At 49.7% G+C, this 20,188-nt stretch carries 18 protein-coding genes; 6 read left to right on the top strand and 12 right to left on the bottom strand.

Features of this window, described 5'->3' with window-relative positions; genetic code table 11:
* Positions 1–34: 34 nt before the first annotated feature.
* On the bottom strand, positions 35–1,186 hold the full coding sequence (locus HPL003_RS09660; RefSeq protein ID WP_014279433.1) for a response regulator: 1,152 nt from the start codon (positions 1,184–1,186) through the stop codon (positions 35–37).
* Positions 1,187–1,386: 200 nt separating this feature from the next.
* Complete coding sequence (locus tag HPL003_RS09665) at positions 1,387–2,061, bottom strand: NAD(P)H-dependent oxidoreductase (protein ID WP_014279434.1); 675 nt, start codon at positions 2,059–2,061, stop codon at positions 1,387–1,389.
* A gap of 187 nt (positions 2,062–2,248) precedes the next feature.
* Between HPL003_RS09665 and HPL003_RS09670 the strand changes: the two genes are divergently transcribed.
* On the top strand, positions 2,249–2,632 hold the full coding sequence (locus tag HPL003_RS09670; RefSeq protein ID WP_043922354.1) for a winged helix-turn-helix transcriptional regulator: 384 nt from the start codon (positions 2,249–2,251) through the stop codon (positions 2,630–2,632).
* A gap of 108 nt (positions 2,633–2,740) precedes the next feature.
* Here HPL003_RS09670 and HPL003_RS09675 read toward each other — a convergent pair whose 3' ends face one another.
* The 5 genes from HPL003_RS09675 to HPL003_RS09695 form a co-directional block, all read right to left on the bottom strand.
* Positions 2,741–3,988, bottom strand: coding sequence for a stalk domain-containing protein (locus tag HPL003_RS09675; RefSeq protein WP_014279436.1), 1,248 nt, complete (start codon positions 3,986–3,988; stop codon positions 2,741–2,743).
* Between the two features lie 373 nt (positions 3,989–4,361).
* Entirely contained in the window at positions 4,362–5,111 is a 750-nt protein-coding gene (locus HPL003_RS09680) for a YcnI family copper-binding membrane protein (protein ID WP_014279437.1), read from the bottom strand.
* 48 nt (positions 5,112–5,159) lie between these two features.
* The gene (locus HPL003_RS09685; RefSeq protein WP_014279438.1) at positions 5,160–6,881 is read right to left on the bottom strand and encodes a copper resistance CopC/CopD family protein; all 1,722 of its coding nucleotides are present in this window, start codon (positions 6,879–6,881) and stop codon (positions 5,160–5,162) included.
* Positions 6,882–7,107: 226 nt separating this feature from the next.
* Positions 7,108–8,955 carry a bifunctional diguanylate cyclase/phosphohydrolase gene (locus HPL003_RS09690; RefSeq protein ID WP_014279440.1) on the bottom strand — a complete coding sequence of 616 codons (1,848 nt, stop codon included), beginning with the start codon at positions 8,953–8,955 and terminating at the stop codon, positions 7,108–7,110.
* Between the two features lie 286 nt (positions 8,956–9,241).
* Positions 9,242–9,835 (bottom strand): DUF5317 domain-containing protein, encoded by a 594-nt coding sequence (locus tag HPL003_RS09695; RefSeq protein WP_014279441.1) that lies wholly within the window; start codon positions 9,833–9,835, stop codon positions 9,242–9,244.
* A gap of 201 nt (positions 9,836–10,036) precedes the next feature.
* On the opposite strand from HPL003_RS09695, the gene HPL003_RS09700 reads away from it, so the two are divergent.
* The 5 genes from HPL003_RS09700 (at position 10,037) to nfsA (ending at position 15,526) form a co-directional block, all read left to right on the top strand.
* A complete protein-coding gene (locus HPL003_RS09700; protein WP_014279442.1) occupies positions 10,037–11,272 on the top strand; it encodes a multidrug effflux MFS transporter in 1,236 nt (411 codons plus the stop codon).
* A gap of 112 nt (positions 11,273–11,384) precedes the next feature.
* Positions 11,385–11,735 (top strand): metal-sensitive transcriptional regulator, encoded by a 351-nt coding sequence (locus HPL003_RS09705; RefSeq protein WP_014279443.1) that lies wholly within the window; start codon positions 11,385–11,387, stop codon positions 11,733–11,735.
* A 57-nt stretch (positions 11,736–11,792) separates the two neighbouring features.
* Positions 11,793–11,993, top strand: a complete 201-nt coding sequence (locus HPL003_RS09710) for a copper ion binding protein (RefSeq protein ID WP_007428461.1) — start codon at positions 11,793–11,795, stop codon at positions 11,991–11,993.
* A gap of 112 nt (positions 11,994–12,105) precedes the next feature.
* Complete coding sequence (locus HPL003_RS09715) at positions 12,106–14,571, top strand: heavy metal translocating P-type ATPase (RefSeq protein WP_014279444.1); 2,466 nt, start codon at positions 12,106–12,108, stop codon at positions 14,569–14,571.
* A gap of 211 nt (positions 14,572–14,782) precedes the next feature.
* On the top strand, positions 14,783–15,526 hold the full coding sequence (gene nfsA / locus HPL003_RS09720) for an oxygen-insensitive NADPH nitroreductase (protein WP_014279445.1): 744 nt from the start codon (positions 14,783–14,785) through the stop codon (positions 15,524–15,526).
* A gap of 139 nt (positions 15,527–15,665) precedes the next feature.
* Here nfsA and HPL003_RS09725 read toward each other — a convergent pair whose 3' ends face one another.
* The 5 genes from HPL003_RS09725 to HPL003_RS09745 all read right to left on the bottom strand — a co-directional run bounded on the left by HPL003_RS09725 (position 15,666) and on the right by HPL003_RS09745 (position 20,057).
* The gene (locus tag HPL003_RS09725; protein WP_014279446.1) at positions 15,666–16,514 is read right to left on the bottom strand and encodes a TatD family hydrolase; all 849 of its coding nucleotides are present in this window, start codon (positions 16,512–16,514) and stop codon (positions 15,666–15,668) included.
* Positions 16,511–17,458: an ABC transporter ATP-binding protein gene (locus tag HPL003_RS09730; protein WP_014279447.1), complete on the bottom strand. Its 948-nt coding sequence runs from the start codon at positions 17,456–17,458 to the stop codon at positions 16,511–16,513. The genes HPL003_RS09725 and HPL003_RS09730 overlap by 4 nt, the downstream gene beginning before the upstream one ends.
* A 45-nt stretch (positions 17,459–17,503) precedes the next feature.
* Positions 17,504–18,280: an ABC transporter permease gene (locus tag HPL003_RS09735; protein ID WP_014279448.1), complete on the bottom strand. Its 777-nt coding sequence runs from the start codon at positions 18,278–18,280 to the stop codon at positions 17,504–17,506.
* Positions 18,277–18,570, bottom strand: a complete 294-nt coding sequence (locus tag HPL003_RS09740) for an MTH1187 family thiamine-binding protein (RefSeq protein WP_014279449.1) — start codon at positions 18,568–18,570, stop codon at positions 18,277–18,279. The genes HPL003_RS09735 and HPL003_RS09740 overlap by 4 nt, the downstream gene beginning before the upstream one ends.
* Before the next feature lie 440 nt (positions 18,571–19,010).
* The gene (locus HPL003_RS09745) at positions 19,011–20,057 is read right to left on the bottom strand and encodes an ABC transporter substrate-binding protein (RefSeq protein WP_014279450.1); all 1,047 of its coding nucleotides are present in this window, start codon (positions 20,055–20,057) and stop codon (positions 19,011–19,013) included.
* Positions 20,058–20,188: the final 131 nt, after the last annotated feature.

The raw sequence follows: 20,188 nt of genomic DNA on the forward strand, positions 1-20,188 counted from the left end.
CTACGAGTTCCGGAGAATGACTTCAGCCGTGAGACTAGGCATGTGCCATTTGCCATTCTATAAACCAATTCGTAATTTGTTCATTGGGCTTCTCATGAAGTTCTTCCCATAAGACGGATGATAACAAATCATACCACTTGTTAACTAAGTTTTTTTTGTTCAAATCAGCATAGGTTTTCATTAGTCCCCAGTAGGCTTCCTCTGCTTGGGGGTGACGACTACAGATGCCCTCATAAATAGAGATCGCCTCTTCAGGCTGGGCGTTCCCTCTATACCACTCTGCCATTTTTAATGATGTGGATAACCACATTTTATGCAGCCTTTGGCGTTCACTTTCAACCCACCAAAAATCATATTCCTGTAAATAGTCCCCTTTGTATAATTCCATCATTTTAACATAATAGTGAATAGATTCCTTATTCATCTGTGGAGCGGATGCCAGGAGGGACTCCCATCTTTCTGTATCTAGCAGCACGTTTTGCGTATGCAAAATATAACCGCCATTCGTGTTGGAAATATCTAAAAAGGAATGATACGGTGCTATCGTTTTTCTAAGGTAATAAGCGGCAGTATATAAAAGAGAGTAAGCCTTATCTTCTTCATATTCCGGCCATAGTAATTCAATCAAGACAGATTTGCGGACCCATTGGTCGTGATTCTGGAGCAGGTACAAAAACAACTCCTGAGCCTTTTTGGTTCTCCACTGAAGAACAGTGGGCTGTTGATCCGGCAATGTGAAGACGACATGTTGAAAAACCTGTAAATGAAGAAGGGAAGGCTGATCCTCAGGTATGGAGGCAGCTTGATCGTTACGCTTCAGAATGCGATTCATGGTTTTGATGAGACGTTCTGTCGTGACCGGCTTGAGCAGATAGTCCAGCGCATTAAGCTCGAAGGCCTGGATAGCGTATTTATCGTAAGCCGTAACAAATACAATCTGAATATGGGGTTTGTGCTCCAAAATTTGATGTGCTAATTCAATTCCACTGATCTCTGGAAGTCTTACATCCAAAAAGGCCAAGTCTATATCATCAAGTAGAATATAGTCTTTAGCTACGAACGGATTCGTAAAAGCTCCTGCAATATGTATGCCTTGTAACTTGCCAAGCAGACGCTTCATATAATCCAAAGCTAACTCTTCATCATCGACAATAACAATCCTTGTCAATTTCTCTGATCTATCCACGTGTGCTTTACTCCTTTTTAGGCAGATACATCTTATTATATAGGATAACTTGGCCGCGGCTATAAACAAAAGGTCGTAGAAGAAAAAAATTTTAAATAAAAAGGCGGTCTGCGATGGACCATCGTTAAGATGGATGATCGCAAGCCCGCCTGTAGGATGTTTACTATACTTAAGCTTGACTGACAGTATTGGAGGTATATTTACAGAACCCAGCGTGTGATCTGTTCCAACGGCAGTCTGGATTTTTCCCGCTTGGGTTCATGGGACCGATAACCAAAGGCAGCGATGACCGAAATATCCAGCAGTCCGTTCTCCAACAGTCCTTCTTCCTCCAAAATGGCATGCACCTGATCGTAGTTAAAGCCCTCAATCGGGCAGGAATCAATGCCGATCTGAGCCGCCGCCGTCATCATATTGCCCAAGGCAATGTAGGTTTGCTTGGAAGCCCAGTCGAATAACGTACGTTCGTTTTCCAGCAGGCGTTGATTTTCACCCTGAAAGATTTTATATCGGCCCGGCAGTGAGGCAAAGTCTTCCTCGGACATCCCTTTAATCTCTTTATACATATACTCCACATACGGGGAATCATAACGAACATCCTTACGTGCCAAAATCAGGACAACATGGCTGGCAGCAGGAATCTGTTTTTGGCCCCCGCTTGAAACCGCAGCCAGCTTTTCTCTCAATACCCGATTTTGTACGACCACAAAACGCCACGGCTCAAAACCGACGGAGCTTGGGGAAAGCCGCCCGGTTTCGAGAATAAATTGAAAATCTTCCTCCGGTATGATGAGATCAGGATCGAATTCCTTGGTGGCATGTCTGAACAGAAAGGCATCCAGAATTTCCCGCTTTTTTACGGATGTATTGGACATGAGCTATATCCCTCCAGTTTTTGGTTTAGTTGGTGCTCTTTTTATTTTCTGCTACTATAATGAGAGCTAATATCGAATGTATAGTCATCATATAAAAAGTTTCTGGAGTGAACAAGTACGCACATATTTGTTCCTTGTCATAGGTTTAGGAACGCTGATTTACATCCGGCAGAAAGAAGGGGAATACATGGCGCAAAAAGTGGAAAACGCAGGTAGTGTAAATTTTGGATGCCCGGTAGCGAAAACGGTCGAGGTGATCGGCGGCAAATGGAAGGGGGTCATTTTATATCATTTGACCACGGGGCCCTTACGCTACAACGAAATTCGACGGACCTTGCCCAATATTACGCAGCGTATGCTGACCTTGCAGCTTCGTGAGCTGGAACGTGACGGTATCGTACACCGTGAAATCTATAACGAGAATCCGCCGCATGTAGAATACTCGCTTACCCCGTTGGGTGATACGTTGAGGCCGTTGTTGGATTTTATGAGAGACTGGGGTATCTTCTATGGGGAACAGACCTGCGAGCCTGTGGCGGCAAATTCCAAGTGTAGGGAGCCTTCTTGTTGAAGTAGAAAATGAGGAAAGCCCGTTGATGATCTCATGGCGCTTCGCATGGAAGATGCATGAAATTCATCAGCGGGCGGAATAAGAGCGAGACGTTATTGCGAGATTTACTTATTTGAACTCGATAGATTCGTTCATCTGTGTCCAGGCGGTTTCTCCGATGATGCCCAGCCGCCAGATGGCGATGCCTTTCAGGTCATAGCGTTTGGCCAAACCGATCTTGGCGTTGATGGTGCTGTCTTTTTCGCTACCCATAGAGATCCCTAAAATCAGCTTGTCCCGTGAAGTTTCCTTCAAAGCCAGTCGAATGGCTTCGTCCACTTTATCGAGTGGCTCAGGCGTTGCCTTTTGTCCGTAATCATAGGCCATAATGATCAGATCGTCCGCCAGATTGCCCAGCGTCTTGTAGTCATAGCCAGCGTAAGAGCTGTTCAGCGGATGCAGGACGACAGTGAGCTTGAGTCCGGCCTGATGTGCTTTGGCCGACAGCTTTTGGATAAAGGCGTTGTAGTCTGAACGCGCTTTGGCTTTATCGCCGCTCCAGCCCAGTCCTTCCAGATCAAGCGTGATGCCCTTGAACTGCTTATCGGTGGCGGTGCTGATGATTTGGGAAATGGTCTGCTCTTGAAGCTGTGTATTTTCCAAAACTTTGGTCAACTCGTGATTACCGTCGACCGAATAAACCATCAGATAAGGGGAAGTCCCCTGGCTGTCTGCCTCCTGTACAATAGACTCCGGTGTTACGGCTCCAGAAGCTTGAGGCCATTTGTATTCTTTACCAGTCGTCGTGAATTGTCCGTTCGTATCAATTCGGCTCCAGCCGAAGGCTACTGCGTTAAAATTCGGTATCTTGGCTCGCTGGTCAAAAGATGATAGCGCATAGAAGCCTACCGTATACATGGCCTCACGTGGCGATGTAATAGAGACCGTCCGTGCTGCCTGATTCCAGTTCACCGTGGCCCCGAATTGCTGCCCGAAAAAGCCTAACGGGATCATCGTGCTTCCGTGCACGGTTTGGGGTGCGGCTGTTAGCTGCACTGTTTGCCCGTCCACTGTGGCATTGCGACTGCCCATTTTCAGAACCACCTGCTTGGTTGCAGAGCCTTGTGTTTTGGTGGCGGTGATGCTTTGGCTGGTCTGATCCCATTTCACTGTAATGCCAAGAGCCTCAGAAATAGCACGAAAGGGAACCATGGTCGTGCCATTCATCATAGCGGGCTGTACGGGGAACGGTAACGGATATCCGTCCAGCATAATGCTGACCTTGCCCGCCTCCGCTTGTGCCAAGGGGCTAAAGCTGCCCACTGCGGTACTGAGAAAAATAGCGCTGGATATCAGAGCCTTATTTACGATTTTCATCTTATACTCTCCTATGCATCATAGATTGCAAAGCTATCATGTTAGAATCGTGAGGTTTCTACCATTTTACCAAAAAAAATGATAGATAGGTGAATGTGAAGATGGTACATACAATTTCGAATTCTATGCAAAATACAAAAAAAGTCGATTACTTAGGAGTAATCGACTTTGAATTAAAAATCTTTGATGGAAATAATACAAGATGAAAAATAAAAAAAGATATAGGGCCGATGGTTAATGGCTGCATACATATTGCAAGTTTAGTGAGGAACAGAACAAAAGCAGGCACCTTTAATACAGGTGCCTGCTTTTTATTTATTACCACTCGTATAATTCATACATTCATATAACTCCTATACGCTCGTAACCCAGATTATTTACGGCGTTTGAGCGCAATGCCGACGGCTGCTGCACCAAGCACGACTGCAATAATCGACAGAACGAGTGCTGTCGTTTGTGCGGCAGAGCTGGCAGGGGCAGCGGCGGCAGGTGCGGCTTCGGTAGCATTGTTCGAAGCGGGCGCCGGGCTGCTGCTATCCTTAGCCGTGTCTGTGCTTGCATGGCCTGCGGCGGCACCAGCCGAATCATGCCCATGATCTGCGGCAGGTGCCGAAGCCTCGGATGTAGCCTCCGTCGTTATTTTGGTAATGGAATGCGGATTGCTACTTCCTTCATCGCCTGTCCATTCCACGATACTTCCGTCACTGTAATATTGGAAAGCGTTCCATGCAGCTTCGGTAATTTGGTCTGCATTTTGTGCTACGAAGCTGAAACGCTGGTATTGACCCGCCTGAATGCCATCTTCGTCGGTTGTCCAGGTAACGGTGGTTACTTTGCCGGAGCTGTCTTTCTCGGTTGTTACCTTCCAATCTGGTACAGGCTCATACTGTTTGAAAACGACCTCTTTCGGGATTTTCAAAGCCACTTTGGTTGTTGGAATGTTTTTCTCTACAGGCACTTTCAACGTGTACGTCTCCCAAGCATTAGGCTGTGAAACGGAAGGCTTGACTGTTACGTGGGCACTGGCCATACCCGCAAAAAGTAAAGCACCTGCTGCAATCAGACCCATGGAGGTCGCAAGCCTGGAAAATCTGGATTTTACCCTTTGAATCGTTGTATTCATATGAATAAGCTCCTTTAGTTTGAATGATTTGTAATTACATGTCCTAGATTATTTTACCGCGCCGACATGCAGAGTAAATTCGGCGTCAACTGCATCCAATGATGCAGTCAGAGCATGTACCTGTACAGTCCATGTTCCTTCAGCGGTCAGCAGCTCTTGAGTAAGGAATGGCTGCTGTTGCCGCGCAGGGAGAACAAATTCCTGTCGGGATTTGTCAGGGGCGTCCGGAACGAGTGTCAGTGTGACCTGCTGAATTCCCTGTACGGTGGCTCCTTTGGCATCCCGCACGGTTACCTTAAATTCATTGCTGCCGACGGCATTCGGGCTAACCGCCAGCGTGACGTTATATTCGCCTGCGGTGCGAGTTTCCTCAAACGGTACCGCAGGTGCCTGACCAGGCGAAAGGTGGGTAAGCACCGCCGCCAACAGCAGCACGAGCAGGCCGATGGACAGCTCGGTGCGCAAGCCCCCGGCGGCACGCGTGGCTGCCGCCGCTTGTCGTGCGCTGCGAAATTGGCTGGCCGCGAAGGCCAGCATGACCAGCAGCAGCGCTGCTTTTCCAAGCAGAACGAGTCCGTAGGACGTGTTCAGCAGCAGGGATGGAGCTGGGACGTACAGCACGGCTCCATAAATGCCGGTGGCGAGCAGCGCCGCCACCATGGCAATGCCCCAGCCGGCAAAGCGGCGCAGGGCCGCTTGCCGCAGAGCTGCCCGCTCGGACACGGGCAGCTCTGGACCGGCAGCAGGCAGGCACAGCGCCATAACGGCAAGTGAGCCGATCCAGAAGGCTGCCGCGGCCAGATGGACGAAGTCCGCTGCGATGGCCGGAGCCGGATGGGTAGCCGCCGCCGGATGGCCTATAAAGGCCTTGGACAGCATGAGGCCTAGCGTCAGGACGACGGAGCCGTAGCCCCAGAGATGGCGCTGGCGGCTGGAAATACTGTGATCCAGCGTATAAATCAGCGCTACGCTCAGTACCAGCACGAGAATCATCTGGATAAACCAGATTTGTCCCGCCCCTGTGAACTGGAGGGCTTCTCCAAGGATCGGGAACGAAAAGCCCTGACCGATAGAAACCCCGGCATCCCAGGATGCCTGAAGCGGCAGACTGATCAGGATGGCGGCAGATGTGATACCGTAGCCGCTCCATAGCAGTGCGGACCAGCGTGGTAACGTGATGTCAGTCTGTTGGTCATGTTTCTGCCGCTCACTTGTGTCCTTGCTTTGATCCGTTCCTGGCAGGATGAGCAGCCGAAAACAGAGCGCTCCCAAAAGCAGCGACAATCCTATATACAGCAACCAGCGTGTAGCAATTAGGTCAAGCCGCGATGCTCCCGAGCCTTCGGATGTGGCGGCAGCGGGGTCTGTATACGCATTGGAACCGTTGCCGACTTGGAATGGAATCACTCCGTTCACCGGATGTCCGTCTGCCGACAGGGCTCTCCAATTGACGGTATAAATTCCATTTTTCATCCCCGGAATTAGCTTGATTTCCATCGTGTCTTCATGCTCAGGATGAAGCCGTGCTTTACCTGTATCGACCCGTTTACCTGTTTCATCAGTCACTTTCATCGACATAAAAGCAGATTGCAAATTCTCATTGAAGGTGATTTTTACCTGTGAAGGCGGCTTGTCCAAAACCTGATTTTCGGTCGGACTGGATTCAACGACAAATGCGTGGGCCCATGATAAGTGAGGAAACAGTAAAAGTAACGGTAGGCACAGCAGCAGAAGACAAGCCGCGCGGGCTGGTCTGGACAGGTGCAACATGCCCGTGGATTCACCTTCTCTCGATTACTTGAAGCGAGGATGTCCTAAAGTGCGACATCTCATACGGTCAAGCCTAAATTCATATCTTTAATCATAGTGCATGTGGCGGAAATAGATGGAGCGAATTATGACATTTATATGAAATTTGAAATAATATAAAAACCCCTGCCGTTGTTGAAATCTGGACGATTTTAACGGTAGGGGTAAAGGGGCAAGCATATGGGGATTAGTGGTCTGCCTCTATAGAATCCATGAAAGCAGGCAGCTTATGCTGGACATGGTGGATAAAAATAGCCGTTAGCTCCGGATCGAATTGGCTACCAGAGCAGTCACGCAGTTCCTTAATGGCTTCATCAAACGTTTTGGTGGGTTGGTAGGGACGCTCGGTGGTCATGGCATCGAAGGAGTCAATAATCGTCAGCATCCGGCACAGTCGTGGAATTTGCTCGCCCTTGAAACCGAATGGATAGCCGCCTCCGTCATAGCGTTCATGATGAAGCTCCACAAAAGGAACCAGATCCGTGAACCGCTCGTTGGCCTCTATAATTCTCCTGCCCCAAGTGACATGCGCTTTCACCATACACCATTCCTCGTTGGTCAGCTTCTCTTTTTTATTCAGAATATTCCAGGGAACTTCCAGCTTTCCGATGTCATGAATGAGCGAGCCCAGTACAAAACGACGCTTGTCTTCCTGGCTGAGCTGAAGCACTTCGCTCATGTCTACTGCGTACTTGAACACTCGCTTGGAATGCTTGAAGGTGTTAATATCCTTGTACAAAAACAAATTAAGCTGCTGCTCAATATCACGAATATCCTGTCCCAGATCGACTTCACGTTCCAATTCATTTAGACTGCCATGTGTGTGAACGATATTTTTCCCCTGCTTCTTGGCGTAGTACAGTGCTTTATCTGCCAGATCGACCAGTTGTGATTTGTCATAGATGTCGACACGGCTTTGCACAATGCCTGCGGAAAAGGACAAGCAGCCATGCGGAAAGATTTCGACGCCCTCGTAGCGGGAATCATTCAGCCTTTTTCGAATGGCATTGACCGTTTCGTAGGCTTGCTCGGCGGTATGGTCAGGCATAAGCAGCGTAAATTCTTCTCCGCCATAGCGGGAGACGATAATATTGGTGCCGGAAGTTTCCTTTTTGAGAATCTCTCCGAGAAATCCCAACAGTTGATCGCCTTTCAGGTGGCCGAAGTGATCGTTGTACTTTTTGAAATCATCAATATCAATCAGGGCAAGGCTGAGGGGGGTATTCTGGGTTCTGGCTATATTCAGCTCGGTTTCGAGTGCATTTTCAAAATAACTGTGATTGTACAGCCCTGTTCTGCGGTCCATGTTGGCTTTTTCTTCAATTTCCCGATACATCGTAAACAACTGCTTGAACGCGTGGGATAGAAGCATACTTAGCGCAAGGAACAACAGAAGCCCCAAAATACCGTTATGATAAATCAGTGTGGTCAGTACGAGAGACAGGATGAGTGTGCATAAGTAAACAAGCAGGGATTCAGCGAGAAAAGCCTTTTTTAGCTCATTGAGAGAGCCTTTGTAAGCAATATAAAAGTAGAGACCCAGTGTAACGGTATTGACCGCAAAATAGCAGAACAGCGCCAGCAGGTAGGAAATAAAATGCTTATCGTTCAAGCCCCCCTGCATTCCGCCACTTAGCTCAAAGACGGTAGAAGACAGGAAAATAGAAAGCGCGTAGATGGAAAAATTAGCGGCATGCTTCCACCAGGACAGTTCTCTATACCGGATTGTGGCAATCAGTACATTGAGCAATAAAATGAGCATAGCGATTTCAGCACCATGCACAAAAATGCAAGCGAGATACACGGAGGAATCCATCGATTGCTTGTTACTGGCTGGTGGCAGTTGGAAGGTAAAATGTTCCAAAATCAGAACCGCTCCCAGCAGGGAGTAGATCGTGACCCACTCTGTAGGCGAATAATGAATAAAGGACCAATGGTTCGTATACAAGAGGACGACTAAGCCTGCCGTACATATGAAAAACACGTATAATCCCGTCGTGTTAACCCGTTCTTGCAGCTTTTTTATTATACTCATTATTTCATTCTCCTGCCTTGTCGTATCTTGATGTCAAAGCTACCAGGGGGTAAATGGGATAATTTACAATTTTGTAATCGAAAATTTCACATGAAAAAACAGGCCGGAATCCAGCCTGTTTTGTTGAGCCTGTGCTTCCCTTTTCCTTATCGGTGATTAGCCCCCGATTTTGTAACCGGAAGTCAAAGCGATTACGACAGAAGCGACGATAATAGCGTTGATAATCACACGGGAATATTTCAAATTTTTCATAGGGTTCACTCCCTTCCTTGGAATAAGGCGCGCACTAGGCGTGGCGGGGATGGGTTTCTTGCTGAGTGGTTTTCTTTTTGTTCACGACCATGACGCTTTGAATAAACAGGAACATCCCAAAGTTCATGACGACATCTCCAATACTGATCACCTGCGTACGGGGATAGGGCTTGGAGAGTGGAATAATATCACCCAATAATGATAAACGCGTACCCGCATCCATCATGTAATGCTTTGAGATAACGCCTCCAGATTTAAGCATTTCCGTATAATAAGGGCCTAGCACTTCAGAAGCGCTCAACGAGACCGGCATCCTGCCGCCATTTACCGCCATAACGACAAAATTCAACAGGACCCCGATTAAAATAAGCTTGAATCCCTCGTGGTGCCTGTTCAGCCAGAGAAAAATCAATCCAACCACATAGATGCCCATAAACAGATAACCGTTGATGGACGCAAGCCAAGCCCATTTTTCCTGAGCATAAAAAATAATGAACTGCACCAGCAGCAGCACAGGGAACATCCAGCCAGCAATGAGGCGAATTTGGCTGAAACGAATTAAACCCTGCCGCCAGCCTCCTCTGAACAGACCTACAATGAGACCAAGCAGTACTCCATCATAGACCATAGTTATTCTCCAGCTTTCGCAATTTTTTTGTTTTGGTTAAGGTATAATTCGACCTTAAATTGGTAAATTCCTGCCTGATATGTAGCAGTTTCGAAAAAAAATTGCGGATTAGCGTGTAAATGATCGAAGCAGGATAAAATGAATGTTATCATAATATATTGAAGTGATATTTTATATTTTCAGAAAAGGATGATTGTTATTATGAGTCGGTTTTCCAATACGGTAATGGTTGCCGCAGATATGACCAAATCCCGGATTTTATGGATTGCCTTTGTTCTGGGAGCGTTGAGCGCTTTCGGACCCTTGTCCATAGATATGTATTTGCCGTCATTGCCTACATTAGCCAATAATTTGCATACGACGACTTCGCTGGCCCAGCTCAGTCTGACCGCCTGTTTGTTGGGACTCGCAGTTGGACAGATCGTTGCGGGGCCGCTGAGTGATGTAAGAGGACGTAGAGGGCCGCTGGTAGTATCGCTTGTCCTGTACGCTGCCGCTTCGCTGTTATGCGTGTTTGCGCCGAATATCGGCGTGCTTATCGGGCTACGCTTTATTCAGGGACTTACCGGGTCTGCGGGGATCGTCATCTCCAGAGCCGTTGCGCGTGATCTATATTCGGGCAAAGAGCTAACGCGCTTCTTTTCGCTGCTTATGCTGGTGAACGGTGTGGCTCCGATTGCTGCTCCTGTGCTGGGCGGTGTGCTTTTGAATTTTGTATCCTGGCGCGGTGTGTTCATGGTGCTTTGTGTAGTTGGGGTGGCTATGTTAATTGCCGTTGTGTTGGGGCTACCGGAGACACTGCCTGTCAGCCGTCGTTCATCGGGTGGTTTGAAGCAGACGCTTAGTACGCTCGGTCATCTTTTTACGGATCGGCGCTTTATGGGATACGCCTTCTCGCAGGCGCTCATTACAGGAGCCATGTTTGCGTACATCGCTGGCTCGCCGTTCGTGCTCCAGGATATTTTCGGGGTTTCGCCGCAGACATACAGTATTATTTTCGCGGTGAATGGTTTGGGGATTGTACTGTTTTCTCAATTGACCGGAAGGCTTGTCGGCCGCTTCAACGAACGGCAGTTGCTCTTATCGGGTTTGGTGATTGCGGCTGTAGCCGGAATTAGCTTGCTTACTGTGGCTTTTACCGGAGGTCAACTGTTTGCTGTTCTAGTTCCGCTGTTCTTTGTTGTTTCCTGCGTCGGGATCGTGAGTACCACCACCACTTCATTGGCAATGCAAAGCCAGCAGCGTTCCGCAGGCAGTGCGTCCGCTATGCTCGGCTTGCTGCCTCTGTTACTTGGCTCCATCGCTTCGCCGCTGGTGGGCTTGGGCAGTGGGACAACCCCCATACCGATGGCTATCGTCATCGCTATAGCGGAAGTCGGTGCGCTGCTAAGCTTTATGGTGCTTGCCCAAGGAAGTGCGCGTGGAGGCCTGAAATAAGGCGAACAAGTGACATTTTTCTGGAAGGTTGACATACCCCATAGGGGTATATTATGCTAGAAGCATATTAACAAATGCATGAATGCATATACACAACACAGGAGGCTGATGTATGGCTAAGGAGCAACCTGTTTCCCACACTGAAGTACACGAAGCTTGTGGCAGAACAGATGGGGATAAGATCGTCAGAAAAAGTCATCATTCGGCAGAATTCAAGAATAGTCTTACATCCCGACTGAATCGTATTGAAGGTCAGATTCGGGGAATCAAGGGCTTGATCGAGAAGGATACCTACTGTGACGATGTGCTAAATCAGATTGCGGCTGTCCAGTCCGCCCTGAATGGTGTCGGCAAGCTGCTGCTGGAAGGGCATATGAAAAGCTGTGTCATTGAGCGCATGCAGGCCGGAGAGCCGGAAGTGATCGACGAGCTGCTGGTTACGGTCAAGAAGCTAATCCGTTAAAAGCAATACCCATACACATGATCGGGTACATGAAGTACCCTGGAGGAGGAAAACATAATGGCACAAGTTACATTGAACGTAGAAGGCATGAGCTGTAATCATTGCGTGAAAGCAGTAGAAGGAGCTTTGGAGAAAGTCGGCGCTTCCGGCAAGGTCAATCTTGAAGCGAAGCAAGTGGCTGTAGAGTATGACGAGTCCAAGCTGAACGTTGAAGCTCTGAAAACCGCAATCGAAGACCAAGGCTACGACGTCGTTTAAGTTGGATATATAACGCGTAAAAAGATTTGTTTCAAAGGAGGAGCTTCCATAAAGAGGCTTTTTCTTTTGAACAAGAATATACCCCATAGGGGTATGTAGGAGGAGAGTAACCATGGAAAACCGTGTGACCGACGGTGACAAGCAGACAACGCTTCATATTACGGGGATGTCCTGTGCTGCCTGCGCCAGCCGTATTGAAAAGGGACTGAATCGAATAGACGGCGTGGCGCAGGCTAATGTGAATCTGGCCTTGGAGCAGGCGTCGATTTCGTATGATCCGAAGCAGGCCGATATTCCTGATTTTCGCGATAAAATTGCTTCTCTGGGTTTTGGAACGGTGAGCGAGGAAGCCAATCTGAATGTGACAGGCATGACATGTGCAGCCTGCGCAACCCGTATTGAGAAGGGGCTAAACCGGATGTCGGGTGTGACAGGAGCTACGGTGAACTTGGCGATGGAAACGGCACATGTGGAATATGCGGCGGGAAGTATTGCGGTCGGTGATCTGGTGAGCAAGATTGAACAGCTTGGCTATGGAGCCATCCCGCAGAGTGCCGAAGATAACATTGCAGATGTGCGCAGCAAGGATATCCAGCGTAAAAAATGGAAGTGGATTGTGTCCGCGGTGCTGTCATTTCCGTTATTGTGGGCGATGGTAGCTCATTTTTCCTTTACCTCATGGATTTATGTGCCTGGATTATTTCTGAACCCGTGGTTCCAGCTTGTGCTGGCTACACCGATCCAATTTATCATTGGATGGCAGTTCTATGTAGGTGCGTACAAAGCACTGCGTAATGGCGGCTCAAATATGGATGTACTGGTTGCACTGGGCACGTCTGCGGCTTATTTCTACAGCTTGTACCTTACACTGCGACCGTCTACCGTGATGGACAGCATGGGAGGTATGGCAGGGATGCCTGTCATGAAAATGCCTGAACTGTACTATGAGACAAGCGCGGTGCTGATTACGCTTATTCTCGTCGGCAAATGGTTCGAGGCAGTAGCCAAGTGCCGTTCGTCCGAGGCGATCAAGAGTCTGATGAGTCTCCAGGCGACAACAGCGCGTGTGGTACGTGATGGGCAAGAGCTTGATGTACCGATGGAGCAGGTTCGTGTGAAAGATATCTTTATTGTACGTCCCGGCGAGAAAATTCCTGTCGATGGTGTGGTCGTGGACGGACGCTCGGCAGTGGATGAATCCATGCTGAGCGGTGAAAGTCTTCCGGTGGAAAAAGAAGCGGGTTCTGCGGTTACAGGAGCTACGCTCAATAAAAACGGCGTACTTCGTATCCAGGCTGAGCGTGTTGGTGGGGATACGGCGTTAGCACGTATTATTAAGGTCGTGGAAGATGCACAAAATTCCAAGGCACCGATTCAGCGGATCGCGGATCAGATTTCCGGTATTTTTGTTCCGATCGTGGTAGCTATCGCTGTGTTGGCCTTTATCGTCTGGTTTTTCCTTGTTACACCGGCTGATTTTGCAGGTTCACTGGAGAAAATGATTGCGGTGCTTGTCATTGCTTGTCCTTGTGCGCTCGGATTGGCTACGCCAACGTCTATTATGGCGGGCTCGGGACGCGCCGCAGAATACGGCATTCTGTTCAAGGGTGGAGAGCATTTGGAGATGACTCGTTCGGTCAATGCCGTGGTGCTGGATAAAACGGGCACAGTTACAAACGGCAAGCCAGAGCTGACAGATGTTATGGTCGGAGAAGGAAGCTTGAGTGAAACGGATTTGCTGCGGTTGTTAGCTGCGGCGGAAAAAAGCTCGGAGCATCCGCTGGCGGAAGCCATTGTAAGGGGGATTGCGGATCGCGGCATTGAGCTGGTAGAGCCAACGGACTTTGAAAATATTCCGGGCTATGGTGTGCAGGCTCATGTGGAAGGCAAGCAGGTACTGGCGGGTACACGTCGATTGATGAGTCGTGAGGGCATCGCGGTTGGCGAATTAGTCGAGCAGCATATGCATGGGCTGGAAAACGCAGGCAAAACAGCCATGCTGATTGCGGTGGACGGTTCCTATGCCGGACTGGTAGCTGTGGCGGATACGATTAAGGAAACGTCACGGGAGGCAGTTGCCCGTCTGCGTGCAATGAACATTGAGGTTATCATGATTACGGGTGACAATGAACGGACCGCGCGGGCTGTTGCTGCCGAGGCCGGAATTGATCGGGTACTGGCTGAGGTATTGCCAGAGGGCAAGGCCGAAGAAGTAAAACGGCTTCAGGAGCAGGGTCTGATCGTAGCTATGGCCGGGGATGGCATTAATGACGCGCCCGCGCTGGCTACTGCTAATATCGGGATGGCCATGGGCACGGGGACGGATGTGGCGATGGAGGCCGCCGATATCACGCTCATGCGCGGCAACCTGAACAGCATTCCTGACGCGATCGAAATGAGCCGCCGGACCATGACTAATATACGCCAAAATCTGTTTTGGGCGCTCGGTTACAACGTAATCGGCATCCCGATTGCAGCTTTGGGTTTTCTGGCCCCGTGGCTTGCGGGAGCGGCCATGGCATTTAGTTCTGTTTCGGTTGTGCTGAATGCACTGCGTCTCCAGCGGGTGAAGCTGTAATGCAACCAGCATCCAAGTGAGGTTAAACGGTTAAAATAAGCAAGTACGTACGGCTTGACTTCCAGCGTGCTTGCTTTTTGCCGTGGAGTGAGGTTGCTTATCATTCGCGAAAGTTTCATAATATTTGTAGTAGTGCCATGCAAACATGCAAAAACTTCTTTGTATACGCACAGCCTGACACAGATAATTATGGATTAGGAGTGAAGCAGTCATGAATGATACGATTTCCTTGTTGATGAATCATCGGTCTGTACGAAAATTCAAGTCAGACGCCGTTACCGACGAGCAGCTCGCAGCTATTATGGCAGCAGGCCAAATGGCTTCCTCGTCCAGCAATGTACAGGCTTATACCGTCATTGCCGTTACAGAGCCTTCTTTGAAAACAAAGCTGGCTGAGTTGGCGGGGGGTCAGGCTTATGTTGAGCAATGCCCGGTATTTCTGGTATGGTGTGCAGATTTGTATCGTTTGAAGCAGGTCACAGTTCACCATCAGCCGGGTCAGCCTTCCTATGAAGGTTCCGTCGAAAATTATACGGTTGCGACCATTGATGCCGCGTTAGCTGCACAGAATGCAGCGGTAGCCGCCGAATCACTTGGCTTGGGCATCGTTTACATCGGGGGCATCCGTACGAAAATAGCCGAGGTATCCGAGCTGTTGGGATTGCCTGAGCTGGTATATCCGGTGTTCGGCATGTGTATTGGTGTACCGGATCAGGAAGGAAGCTTACGTCCACGTCTTCCGCTGTCCGGTGTTTTGCATATGAACGGCTACGACAAAAATCAGACGATGAAAGCTGTGGATCTGTATGATCACACATCGGCTGAATATTTGAAGGAACGCACAGGTGGTCAGCGGTCTACCCCATGGTCAGAGCAGATGGCAGCAAGGCTGACCGAGCCTGCACGCTTGCAGATGAAGTCTTTTTTGGAGCAGAAGGGATTTTTGAAGCAATAAAAGTAGAGCAGCCCAAAATAAAGCAGGGACCTATTCACAACTTATAGAGCCATGCATAGGCTTAAAAATACAAAGAACCTCCGGTTACGCTGGCAATAGGATGCGTACTCGGAGGTTCTTTGCTTATGCTGTAACGACTTTATAAATTAGATAGTGCGTAAAAGCGTCTCGTATTGTCATAAAATAATTGCCGAACGGCAGTTTCATCTTGATCTGTCAGCTTGCTATAGGCCCGAATGACTTCGGCGGTCATGTGTGGATGGGTCTGTTGTCCGGCAAAAGGCCCCTCAAAGGGCCAAGGGCCGTCCGTTTCCGCCATCACCTGACCGAGTGGATACTGTGTTGCCAAACTTCGGATTTCGTCCTCATACAAGAGATCCGGTGTGAAGGAGACATAATAGCCGTTACGGGCCATGCGTTCGGTCGTGGCGGCAGAGCCTTTAAACCAATGGAAATGCGCCTGTGTGACGCCGTGGCGTTCCAGTAAATCGCAGGCAATGTCCGCGTCCTCATAGACGGCATGCAGCACAATCGGTTTGTTATGCTTCCGCGCAAACTGGACAAAACGCTCCAGTAATTCTATGTAAGGAGCGAGGTCAAAGGGAACGCCGCTTTGCAAGGCTTCCAGCCGATTATAGTAGGGCAAGCCGACCTCACCTACGGCGACCATATGCTCTGCATGCTTGTCCATCCAGTCGAACAACAGATCAAGCTCAGCTTGCGGTGGAAGAGGCTGTTCGGGATGAAAGCCAAAGGCGGGTCGTACCAGCCCGGGATAACGCTCAGACAAGCACAAATTGGCCCGGCTGGAGGCGAGATGCATGGACACGGCTATGACGGCTTTGACACTGCTAGCAGCAAGCGAAGCGAGCAATAGCTCTTGCTGATCAGACGGATAGCTATCCACATGGATGTGCGCATCGATTAGCGGCGCGGGTGCTGCCTTTGGCGCTGCCGTGTCCGCTTTCATGTTCTTTGAGTCATTCATAGCGGCTTTACCTCGTCATCTGAAGCATCCTCACGGACGCTTCCCCTGTTGCCCGTGTCGCCTTCCAGTCTGTGCTTTTCCTCGCGCATCCAGCCTGTCATTTTCCGCTTCCATTCGATAAAGCGCGGGTCGAGGGTGATTTCTTCCCTGCGAGGGCGGGGGAAGGGAACGTCCACGACATGTATCACCGAAGCAGGTCGTGCCGACAGTACATAGATACGATCGGAGAGCAACAACGCTTCCTCAATGCTGTGGGTAATAAACAGCACGGAGCGGCGGTTCTTCTCCCACATCCGCAGGAGCCATTGTTGCATGTCTCCGCGCGTCAGCGCATCCAGTGCGCTGAACGGCTCATCCAGCAGCATCAGCTCTTGCGGACTGAGCAGCGCGCGCAGGAAAGCCGCCCGCTGCTGCATGCCGCCAGAGAGCGTATGCGGATACGCCTTGGCGAAGGGGCCAAGCCCGACCTGCTCCAGCCATTGCAGGGCTTCCTTGCGGCGTTCGCGTTCGCTGGTGTGCCGGGGCTGCGCTGCTGTATCTTTCCGCGGCGCATTATCCTGCCCAAGCAGCACGTTGTCCAGCGTGGTACGCCACGGGAAAAGCGCGGGCTGTTGCGGCATATAGCTGATATGCCCGCGTTCCCCGGTCACGTCCTGTCCGTGCATACGGATGTGCCCCAACTGCGGCTTCAGCAGCCCACCGATGATGTGAAACAGCGTGCTTTTGCCGCTGCCGGACGGACCGATCAAGGAGACGAATTCCCCAGGTTGGACGGTCAAGGACACATCCTGTAATACAGGCAGTGAGCTACGCTTTTCGCGGAAGGCCAGGCTGATGCTGTCCAGTTCCAAGGCTGGAGGAGTGAAAGAATGCTCCTGCGGTTCCACAGCTCGTTGTCCATCAGCCATATTTTGCGGTGATAAATCAGTCGGATGCAGACTCATACACGCCACGTCCTTTCTTTGATATCCTTTAGTTCCATTTGGAAGCTATACCTGATCGGGTTTCCAACGTACCAGCCATTTTTCCAGCAGCAGAATGGCTACGAACATTAGCAAACTAAGTGTAACGATAATGCCAATGGCTGCGAAAATCAGATCCGTGCGGTAGGCTGATTTTTGCAGGTTCATATAATATCCAATTCCTTCGCTGGCTCCGATCCATTCGGCAATGATCGCGCCCATCACGCTGTAGGTGGCTGCAATCTTGATGCCCGAAAATACTTGTGGCAGGGAATGCGGCAGCTCCAGCTTCATGAAAATAGCCATGCGGCCTGCGCCCGACATGCGCATATAGCTCATCATCGTGCGGTCCGTCCGCGTCAGCCCGTCCATGGCCGCTACAGCCACAGGAAAAAAGCAGACCAGTGTAATAACCATCAGCTTGGGCAACACGCCAAAACCAAACCACACCATCAGCAATGGGCCGAGAGCGATGGTCGGAATGTTTTGACTAAGAATGAGCAGCGGATACAGAGCCGATTTGAGAAAAGGGATGGTATGAAGAACAATGGCAATCAACAGTCCTGTTGCTGTCCCTATAGCAAATCCCCCAAGCGTCAGGCGAATCGTAGCCCACGTATGGGCAACAAGCAATGCCGACTGAGCCATTCCTTCCTGCACGATCAGGGACGGAGCTGGCAGTATCCATGATTCGACATGCAAATAGGAAACCGCTCCCTGCCAAGCCGCTAAAAAGAAGAGGACCGCCACAAGGGGCGGCCATACACTTTTCCACCAGGATGCGCTTTTGTCTTTCGGATTCATGGGCGATATTTCTCGGTCAGCTTATCCATGCTGATGCCCTGCGGGTTATGTGCGATTTTGATTTGTGAAATGATGCTTGGACTGCCTGCTTCCGTCAGAGCCTCATGCATTTCTTTAACCACTTTCAGCAGCTCGTCCAGCTCGCCTTCCATGGTCGTATCCAATGGGTTCACCTGATGTTTGACACCAGAGCGCTGAATAACTTCAATCGCCTTATCTACATATGCGTAAGAGTCCTCGTTATTGGGGGTTTTAGGAATCACTTGAATACTGAGCAGTGTGTTAGCCATGTGAATTCACCTGTCCTTCATTTGGAGTGTTTTTGGGAAAATATGGTGGTTTAAGGCGGGTGAGAGATCGCTCCGTGTTTCATTTGATCTTACGATCGCTGTTGCCGTGGAATTCTTTGAATAAATTTAAAAGGTAAGAATCCCACGGCAAAGGCGAACGCTCCGCTTCTCCAGATTCAAATGAACCGCTACGCTGGCAACCGCCTTAAAAGCATCATATTTTCGGGTTTTGTTGGTGTGGCATTTTTTACAAAAGCTAGATGAACATAAGAACGAAGGGGTCGGAATGGTGCTGTACAAGCGTTAGCGTTCGCTTTTGTCCCCGGATTTCAACCTCTAGATTTTGATAAAAGAAATCAGGGGGCGGTGGCGATGGGAAGTACCATCCGACCACGCAGTGGCGCTTCGTGTGTGCCTTTAGTCGACTTTTAAGAAAAAGATCAACGCTTGGGCAGGAAGTCGTTTGTGAAGGCTTTATCGACTTCCAGGGGTTTGCTGAGCAGCTTGCGCTCGTACATCCAGTCGGAGTAGTTTTGCCATACTTCCGTTTTTTGTACGCCCCATTGAGCGGCATCGTCCTGATAACGTGGGCTTAGCCATTTTTGGCTGGCGAGTACCAGCTTTTTATCCAGCTCCGGAACCGCTTTGGTCAAGATGTCTGCGGCTTCCTCCGGGTGAGCAATGGTATATTCATAGCCTTGAGCGGTTGCGTCCATGAAGGACTTGACCAGCTCAGGATCATTTTTAATCGTCTGCTCGTTGCTCACGATGACAGGTGTATAGTAATCCAGGCTTTTGGAATAATCTTTTACATACAGCATATCCAGGGGTTCACCCCGCAGCTCTGCTTCAATCCCAGTCCATGCGTAGAAAATCCAGGCAAAGTCGATATCCCGCTTCACGGCTGTAAAATAATCGGCATTACCCATGTTGATGATCTTCACCTTGCTTACATCGCCTTTGTCTGCATCCATAATGGATTTCATGACCGCTTCTTCTACGGGCGAACCCCAGCCGCCGTATGTTTTACCTTCAAAATCCTTTGGGCTCTTAATCCCGCGGTCAACCGGGGCTGCGAAGCCAGATGTATTATGCTGAATGACCGCAGCGATGGATACGAGCGGCACCCCTTGCGTACGAGCTTGTGTGACACCCTCCTGATAGCTGATACCAAAAGGTACAGCATTGGAAGCAACCATTTGATCGGCTCCGCCCGAACCGGGCTGAACGATCTGGACATTCAAGCCTGCTTTTTCGTAAAATCCTTTGTCCTTGGCGACATAGAGTCCCGTATGATTCGTATTTGGTGTCCAGTCGAGCACGACTTTTACATCCTTGAGTCCCTTGGTCGTAGAGGTCGCTTGGGTACCGGCGGCAGGAGCCGCGCCTTGCGGTGCAGAGGGGGAGCTTCCGCCGCAGGCGGTCAGAGTCAGGGCCATGAGCCACAGACTGATCAGCCCTAGGCTTAACATTTTCATGCGCTTCATCGTTGTGTTCTCTCCTTTTATTACCCGTAATCCGTCGGATCAGACAGCTTATGTTTCCCATTTCACAAAAATAACTTCTGCCGGACGTTATCTGTTCCAACAACATCATCTTCAGCAAAAAAAGCGCCCCG

The organism is Paenibacillus terrae HPL-003, assembly GCF_000235585.1.
Classification (GTDB): domain Bacteria; phylum Bacillota; class Bacilli; order Paenibacillales; family Paenibacillaceae; genus Paenibacillus; species Paenibacillus terrae_B.

Coding starts and splice junctions, on each gene's coding strand:
- HPL003_RS09665 (WP_014279434.1), bottom strand. CDS start 2,061: ATGTCCAATACATCCGTAAAAAAGCGGGAAATTCTGGATGCCTTTCTG.
- HPL003_RS09670 (WP_043922354.1), top strand. CDS start 2,249: ATGGCGCAAAAAGTGGAAAACGCAGGTAGTGTAAATTTTGGATGCCCG.
- HPL003_RS09675 (WP_014279436.1), bottom strand. CDS start 3,988: ATGAAAATCGTAAATAAGGCTCTGATATCCAGCGCTATTTTTCTCAGT.
- HPL003_RS09680 (WP_014279437.1), bottom strand. CDS start 5,111: ATGAATACAACGATTCAAAGGGTAAAATCCAGATTTTCCAGGCTTGCG.
- HPL003_RS09685 (WP_014279438.1), bottom strand. CDS start 6,881: ATGTTGCACCTGTCCAGACCAGCCCGCGCGGCTTGTCTTCTGCTGCTG.
- HPL003_RS09690 (WP_014279440.1), bottom strand. CDS start 8,955: ATGAGTATAATAAAAAAGCTGCAAGAACGGGTTAACACGACGGGATTA.
- HPL003_RS09695 (WP_014279441.1), bottom strand. CDS start 9,835: ATGGTCTATGATGGAGTACTGCTTGGTCTCATTGTAGGTCTGTTCAGA.
- HPL003_RS09700 (WP_014279442.1), top strand. CDS start 10,037: ATGAGTCGGTTTTCCAATACGGTAATGGTTGCCGCAGATATGACCAAA.
- HPL003_RS09705 (WP_014279443.1), top strand. CDS start 11,385: ATGGCTAAGGAGCAACCTGTTTCCCACACTGAAGTACACGAAGCTTGT.
- HPL003_RS09710 (WP_007428461.1), top strand. CDS start 11,793: ATGGCACAAGTTACATTGAACGTAGAAGGCATGAGCTGTAATCATTGC.
- HPL003_RS09715 (WP_014279444.1), top strand. CDS start 12,106: ATGGAAAACCGTGTGACCGACGGTGACAAGCAGACAACGCTTCATATT.
- nfsA (WP_014279445.1), top strand. CDS start 14,783: ATGAATGATACGATTTCCTTGTTGATGAATCATCGGTCTGTACGAAAA.
- HPL003_RS09725 (WP_014279446.1), bottom strand. CDS start 16,514: ATGAATGACTCAAAGAACATGAAAGCGGACACGGCAGCGCCAAAGGCA.
- HPL003_RS09730 (WP_014279447.1), bottom strand. CDS start 17,458: ATGAGTCTGCATCCGACTGATTTATCACCGCAAAATATGGCTGATGGA.
- HPL003_RS09735 (WP_014279448.1), bottom strand. CDS start 18,280: ATGAATCCGAAAGACAAAAGCGCATCCTGGTGGAAAAGTGTATGGCCG.
- HPL003_RS09740 (WP_014279449.1), bottom strand. CDS start 18,570: ATGGCTAACACACTGCTCAGTATTCAAGTGATTCCTAAAACCCCCAAT.
- HPL003_RS09745 (WP_014279450.1), bottom strand. CDS start 20,057: ATGAAGCGCATGAAAATGTTAAGCCTAGGGCTGATCAGTCTGTGGCTC.